Source organism: Geminisphaera colitermitum TAV2 (assembly GCF_000171235.2).
GTDB classification, from domain to species: Bacteria; Verrucomicrobiota; Verrucomicrobiia; order Opitutales; family Opitutaceae; genus Geminisphaera; species Geminisphaera colitermitum.
In genome coordinates this window covers 1-6,273 of sequence record NZ_ABEA03000003.1, presented here as the reverse complement: position 1 = coordinate 6,273, position 6,273 = coordinate 1, and the positions used below count along the sequence as shown (strand labels likewise).

Sequence of the window (6,273 nt, the reverse complement as noted above, 5' to 3'; positions counted from 1 at the left end):
CCCCCTTCCGATGAATCACGCAATCTCCGCCACCGGCCCCGCCAATATCGACCATCACCACGACCCAACGACGGCGACCGGCATCCCGAACAAAAAACTCTTCATGTGGGCCTTCCTCGCGTCGGACTGCATGTTTTTTGGCACGCTGATTTCCACGCACGTCATTTACCGGCTCCACCCCACGCCCGGCTCGCCCGATCCCAAGGAAATCTTTTCCCTCGAACTCACCTCCTTCTCGACCTTCATCCTCCTCATGTCGTCGCTGCTGATGGCGCTCGCCGTCAACGCATGTCAGAAGGGCAACATCGCCGCCACGCGCAAGATGCTCCTCGGCACCACATTCTTCGGCCTGATCTTCCTCGGGTGCCAGGTGTACGAGTTCAACCACTTCGTGCACGAGAAAGACCTCACGCTATCGAACGCCATTTTCGGCTCCACCTTTTACACGCTGACCGGCACGCACGGCTGCCACGTTGCGATTGGCGTTGTCTGGCTCGTGCTCATGTATGTGCGCACCTTCAAGCCCGCCGATCCCTCGCGCCGCTGGCTCGGACGAGCCGCGCTGCACTTCCTTGCCTTTGTCATCGGCACGGTGTCTGCAATGGCGTTGACCCTCGACGTCGTCCACGCCCTGCAACAAGGCGGCTTCAACCCCGCCGCGCTCGCGCACGGCCTCACGCACCAGCCGTTTGCCCTCGCCGGCACGCTCGCGGCGGGCCTCGTGCTGGTCGTGTTGGCGCGCTTCCGTCCGGCGGTCGATTTCGGCGAGGCCAACGCCATCGACGTCGAATCCATGGGCCTCTACTGGCACTTCGTGGACATTGTCTGGATCGTCATTTTCACTATCGTTTACCTGCTGGAGTATCTCTAACAACCACGCACGACCATGTCCCTACCTGCCGCCACCGTAGCCCCCAGCGACCACTTGCACGACAAAAGCAAGTTTCACATCTTTGTGCAGATCGCGCTCGTCCTCGCGGCCATTACCGGCATGGAGATCGTGCTGGTGTATCTCCCCTTCGCCAAGTGGCTCATTATCGCGCTGCTGGCGTCGCTCTCGGCGGTGAAGTTTCTCTTCGTGATTTTCTGTTTCATGCACCTGAAATGGGACCGCCTGTTTTGCACGATATTGTTTTTCATCGGGCTCTTCCTTGCCGGGGCCACCGTTGCCGCCCTGATCGCCCTGTTTGCCATGGGTGACAGCAAACCCCTTACGTCCATCGACGAAACCGCCGCCGTCCCCCGCCTGCTCCCATTCTCTGGAGGGCGGGTCTCCTGACCCGCCGACGGCGTGCAACGCCGCCCTTCCGATTCCGAACGGGCGCAGCTGCACCCGCCCTCCCCGTATATGCTTGTAATTCCCGCATATAAGTCGGCCGCTACCTGATAATAAAGCGATATGGATTCCGAACACCAATATGATTATTACGGTTTATAGGACGACTATCACCTGTAGGGATGTTCTGAAAATTGCACAGAAGGTAACGAAGAAAACGAAGACAACCAATTGAGATGGAACTTCTGTTTTTAACAACCTATTGAAAATAAATAAATTAAAACAAATTATGTTCCCTGTCTTTATCTTCGTTTTCTTGGTTATCTTCTGTGCAAAAATGAATTTTTAGAACCTCCCTGTATTTTTTGGATCGGCCATCTTGCAGCACGAAGTGGACGGCCAAGGTCGGATTGGAAGTCGCTCCAGCTAGATAAATCATTCTCAGCAATCACAAGATAAGTTTAACTTAAAACAACTCCGACTCCCCTCCTCCGCCGATCCCGTTTCTCCGGATTGTGGGGAAGATACGCGCCGGTTGTTTTCCCCTATGACGGACCCGTCATTTGCACAGGTCCATGCTACGCACGGGCTGCGCCACCAGTCGGCTCTGTGCTAATGGGCCGCAAGAAATGCACAGGCTTGCACAAGCCTCGCTGAGAAGCGCCGCCCGGGGAGGCGTATGGTGGCGGTACAGGACAGAAAACGACCATACGACCAACCTTCATCCCCTGTAACGACGTGATTAAGACCATATCTCATACAACCGCCACACTCGACGCCAATGAAGCCGTAGCTTCCGTAGCCTACAGAATCAGCGAATTCTTCGCGATTTACCCGATCACCCCCTCCTCGCCGATGGGTGAATGGGTCGATGAGTGGTCCGCCGCCGGCAAGAAAAACCTCTGGGGCCACCGTCCCGAGGTCATCGAAATGCAGTCCGAAGGCGGCGCCGCCGGCGCCCTCCACGGTGCGCTTAACGCCGGCGCCCTCGCCAGCTCCTTCACCGCATCGCAGGGCCTCCTGCTGATGATCCCCAACCTCTACAAGATCGCCGGCGAACTCCACCCCTTCGTCCTGCACGTCACCGCCCGCTCCCTCGCCACCCACGCCCTCTCCATCTTCTGCGACCACGGTGACGTCATGGCCTGCCGCCAGACCGGCTCCGCCATGCTCTTCGCCTCCAACGTCCAGGAAGCGCAGGACTTCGCCCTCGTCTCCCACGTTGTGACCCTCCGATCTCGGGTCCCCTTCATGAACATCTTCGACGGATTCCGCACCTCCCACGAAATCCAGAAGATCGCCCTCCTCTCCGACGAAGACATCGCTGCCCTCCTGCCCCAAGACGACATCTCCGCCTTCCGAAAACGAGCCCTCACCCCCGACGCCCCCAGCATCCGCGGCACTGCCCAAAACCCCGACGTTTACTTCCAGGCCCGCGAAGCCTCCAACCCCTACTACGCCTCCGTCGCCGACATCGTCCAGCAAACCTTTGACGACCTCGCCACCCGCACCGGACGCCAGTATCACCTTTACGACTACGAAGGCGCGCCCGACGCCGACCGCGTCATCGTTGTCATGGGCTCCGGCGCAGAAACCTGCATCGAGACCGCCACCGCCCTCAACGCCGACGGAACAGGCAACAAAACCGGCGTCCTCAACGTCCACCTTTACCGACCGCTCGACGCCGCCGCGCTCATCGCCGCGTTGCCCAAGACCGTCCGCCGCATCGCCGTCCTTGACCGCACCAAGGAACCCGGCGCGCTCGGCGAACCCCTCTTCCTCGACATCGTCGCCGCCGTCGCCGAATCGCCCCTCGCCGGCAACGTCACCCTCATCGGCGGACGCTACGGCCTCGGCTCCAAGGAATTCACTCCCGCCATGGCCAAGGCCGTCTTTGACGAACTCGCCCTCGCCGCCCCCCGCCGCCGCTTCACCATCGGCATCAACGACGACATCTCCGGCCTCTCCCTCGCCTACGACGAACAATTCAGCGTCGAAGCCGAAGACACCCGCCGCGCCATCTTCTATGGACTCGGTTCCGACGGCACCGTCGGCGCGAACAAAAACTCCATCAAGATCATCGGCGAAGACACCCCGCTCAACGCGCAAGGCTTCTTCGTTTACGACTCCAAGAAGAGCGGCGCGATGACCATCTCGCACCTCCGCTTCGGCCCCAAGCCCATCCGCGCGCCCTACCTCATCACGCAGGCCGATTTTGTTGCCATCCACCACTTCCCCTTCGCCGAGAAAATGGACGTGCTCACCGCCGCCCGCCCCGGCGCCACGCTCCTGCTCAACGTCCCCGGCGACGCCACCAAGGCCTGGGACATGCTCCCCCGCGAGATGCAGCAGCGCATCATCGACCTGAAGCTAAAAGTCTTCGCCATCGACGCCCTCACCGTTGCCCGCGCCGCCGGCATGGGCGGCCAGATCAACACCGTGATGCAGGCCTGCTTCTTCGCCCTCAGCAACGTCCTCCCCCGCGACGTCGCCATCGACGCGATCAAGAAAGCCATTAAAAAATCCTACATCCGCAAAGGCGAAGCCGTCGTCCAGAAAAACTGGGCCGCCGTCGATTCCGCCCTCGCCGCCCTTCATACCGTCGAAATCCCCGGCGCCACCACCAACCCGCTCGGACGCCCCCCCACCGTCTCGCCCCTCGCGCCCGACTTCGTGCAACGCATCACCGCGCGCATGTTGGCCGGCGAAGGCGACCTGTTGCCCGTCTCCGCCTTCACGCCCGACGGCGGCTGGCCCACCGGCACCGCCGCTTGGGAAAAGCGCAATCTCACTCCCGACATCCCCGTCTGGGACGCCTCGCTCTGCATCCAGTGCAACAAATGCGCCACCGTCTGCCCGCACGCCGCCATCCGCGCCGCCGTTTACCCGAACAGCGCGCTCGACGGCAAACCGGAGACCTTCAAGAGCGTTCCCTTCAAGAGCGGCGCGACCAAGGACCACGCCTTCACCATCCAAGTCGCGCCCGACGACTGCACCGGTTGCTCGCTCTGCGCCAAGGTTTGCCCCGCCAAGAGCAAGACCGATCCCAATCACAAGGCGCTCAACATGGCCGTGCAGGCCCCGCTCCGCGAAGCCGAAAACAAAAACTTCGACTTCTTCCTGAACCTCCCCCCCCCCCCGTCGAAGTGTTGCAGGACACCGTCAAAGGCGCGCAATTCCGCCAGCCCCTGTTCGAATTCTCCGGAGCCTGCGCCGGTTGCGGCGAGACGCCCTACGTCAAGCTCCTCACGCAACTCTTCGGCGACCGCCTCCTCATCGCCAACGCCACCGGCTGCTCCTCCATCTACGGCGGCAACCTCCCGACCACGCCCTACTGCACCGACCGCAACGGACGCGGCCCCGCCTGGAGCAATTCGCTCTTTGAGGACAACGCCGAATACGGCCTCGGCATCCGCGCCGGCGTCGATCAACTCGCCCGCCAGGCCCTGCAACTCTTCGACGCCCTCGCCGCCGACGGCAAACTTCCCGCCGGACTCGTCGAAGCCTTCCGCGCCGCCGACCAGAAAAAGGAAGCCGGCATCAATGCCGCCCGCGTCCAGGTTGCCGCGCTCAAGCCAATCCTCGCCGACCTCGCCAAGACCGACACCGCGGACGAACGCATCACCCGCCTCGCCGAATTCGCCGACTACCTCGTGCGCAAAAGCGTGTGGATACTCGGCGGCGACGGCTGGGCCTACGACATCGGCTTCGGCGGCCTCGACCACGTCCTCGCCATCGGCACCAACGTCAAAGTCCTCGTGCTCGACACCGAAGTGTATTCCAACACCGGCGGCCAGCGCTCCAAATCCACGCCCCTCGGGGCCATTGCCAAATTCAGCGCCGCCGGCAAGGAAACCGAGAAAAAGGACCTCGCCCTCATGGCCGCGACCTACGGACACGTTTACGTTGCCCGCGTCGCGCTCGGAGCCAAGGACTCGCAGACCGTGCAAGCCCTCCTCGAAGCCGAAGCCTACGACGGCCCCGCGCTCATCATCGCCTACTCGCCCTGCGTCGCGCACGGCTACAAACTGGAAAACTCCCTCGACCAGCAAAAGCTGGCGGTGGAGACCGGTTACTGGCCCCTCCTGCGCTTCAACCCGCTCAAGGCCAGGCAAGGCCAGGCCCCGATGACGCTCGACTCCGCGATGCCCAAGGAAGCGCTGGAAAAGTTCAAGAGCACCGAGAACCGCTACCAGCTCCTCTACCGCCTGCATCCCGACCGCGCTAAAAAATTCGCCGAACAAGCGCAGGCCTCGGTTGCCAGCAACCTTGAGCACTACAAGCAACTCGCCACGCTGCCGCCCGCCGCCGCTCCCGCCGCAACGCCAGCGCCTGCGGCTCCGGCAACACCACCTCCGGCCAAATAAGCCGGGTAACGAAAAAGGCACTACGCCCTTTCTCTCAGTCCGACTCCCTCAGCAAACAACAAAGCCCCGCCGGCAACACCGGCGGGGCTTCTTGTTTACCCTGCGCCCCGCAAGTGGCGCACCAACTCCGCCGTCCCCTCCTCCATCGACACCCGCGGCTCATACCCCAAATCGCGCCGCGCCCGCTCGATGGAAAACCAATGATCCTTGGCCAGTTCCGCCGCCACGAACCGCGTCATCGGCGGATCATCCCTGCGCCACCACATCGCCCGCCACGCCAGTTCGCACGCCACACCCACCGCCGACGCCGCGCCCAACGACACCCGCCGCTCCACCCGCGCCTCGCCCAACGCCGCCAGCAAATCATTAATCCACTCCCACAACACCACCGGCTCCCCATTCGTCACAAAATACGTCCGCCCCCCCGCCCCCGACCCCTCATCCGCCAGCGCGCGCTCCGCCAGCAAATGCGCGTCCACCGCATTCTCCACATGCACCATGTCCACGCGGTTCGACCCATTGCCCACGATCCGCAACCTCCCCGCCCGCGCCCGTTCCAACACCCGCGGCACCAAATGCGGATCTCCCACACCCCAGATCAAATGCGGCCTCAACGCCACCGTGCGGAGC

At 62.5% G+C, this 6,273-nt stretch carries 3 protein-coding genes and 1 pseudogene; 3 read left to right on the top strand and 1 reads right to left on the bottom strand.

The genetic code is table 11. The features are described 5' to 3' along the window. Nucleotides 1-10: 10 nt before the first annotated feature. The 3 genes and pseudogenes from OBACDRAFT_RS00030 to nifJ all read left to right on the top strand — a co-directional run bounded on the left by OBACDRAFT_RS00030 (nucleotide 11) and on the right by nifJ (nucleotide 5,643). Nucleotides 11-871 (top strand): cytochrome c oxidase subunit 3, encoded by an 861-nt coding sequence (locus OBACDRAFT_RS00030; protein WP_043581868.1) that lies wholly within the window; start codon nucleotides 11-13, stop codon nucleotides 869-871. Nucleotides 872-886: 15 nt separating this feature from the next. Further along, the gene (locus tag OBACDRAFT_RS00025) at nucleotides 887-1,279 is read left to right on the top strand and encodes a cytochrome C oxidase subunit IV family protein (RefSeq protein ID WP_052360759.1); all 393 of its coding nucleotides are present in this window, start codon (nucleotides 887-889) and stop codon (nucleotides 1,277-1,279) included. 735 nt (nucleotides 1,280-2,014) lie between these two features. Further along, nucleotides 2,015-5,643 (top strand): annotated as a pseudogene (nifJ, locus tag OBACDRAFT_RS31085) (pyruvate:ferredoxin (flavodoxin) oxidoreductase). A 95-nt stretch (nucleotides 5,644-5,738) separates the two neighbouring features. Here nifJ and OBACDRAFT_RS26040 read toward each other — a convergent pair. After that, nucleotides 5,739-6,273 (bottom strand): NAD-dependent epimerase/dehydratase family protein (locus OBACDRAFT_RS26040; protein ID WP_157836840.1); only part of this gene is annotated, 535 nt, incomplete at its 5' end.

What these genes read in the sequence shown, in the direction of transcription:
- OBACDRAFT_RS00025 (WP_052360759.1), top strand. Translation starts at nt 887, where the DNA reads ATGTCCCTACCTGCCGCCACCGTAGCCCCCAGCGACCACTTGCACGAC.
- OBACDRAFT_RS00030 (WP_043581868.1), top strand. Translation starts at nt 11, where the DNA reads ATGAATCACGCAATCTCCGCCACCGGCCCCGCCAATATCGACCATCAC.